This is a genomic window from Pseudomonas sp. NY15356 (genome assembly GCF_048068175.1).
GTDB lineage: Bacteria > Pseudomonadota > Gammaproteobacteria > Pseudomonadales > Pseudomonadaceae > Aquipseudomonas > Aquipseudomonas putida_K.
In genome coordinates this window covers 1-212 of record NZ_JBLUPW010000115.1, presented here as the reverse complement: position 1 = coordinate 212, position 212 = coordinate 1, and the positions used below count along the sequence as shown (strand labels likewise).

The window sequence follows — 212 nt, the reverse complement described above, 5'->3', positions numbered from 1 at the left end:
TACGACGTTGATAGGTCGGGTGTGTAAGCGCTGTGAGGCGTTGAGCTAACCGATACTAATTGCCCGTGAGGCTTGACCATATAACACCCAAGCAATTTGCTTTGCGAATTGTGGTGGTGAAGACGAACGAACCGAAAGTTTGCATCACAAATTCACATATCCGAATTGGCTGGCATGTCCATCTGGACGTTCTGGCAACAGAATTTCTTGAC

The 212-nt window shown here is 47.2% G+C and carries 1 rRNA gene; it reads left to right on the top strand.

Annotated features, from left to right (window positions below):
- Window positions 1–80: ribosomal RNA gene (locus ACNFCI_RS24180) — 23S ribosomal RNA — on the top strand; the annotation flags it as partial.
- Between the last annotated feature and the right edge of the window lie 132 nt (window positions 81–212).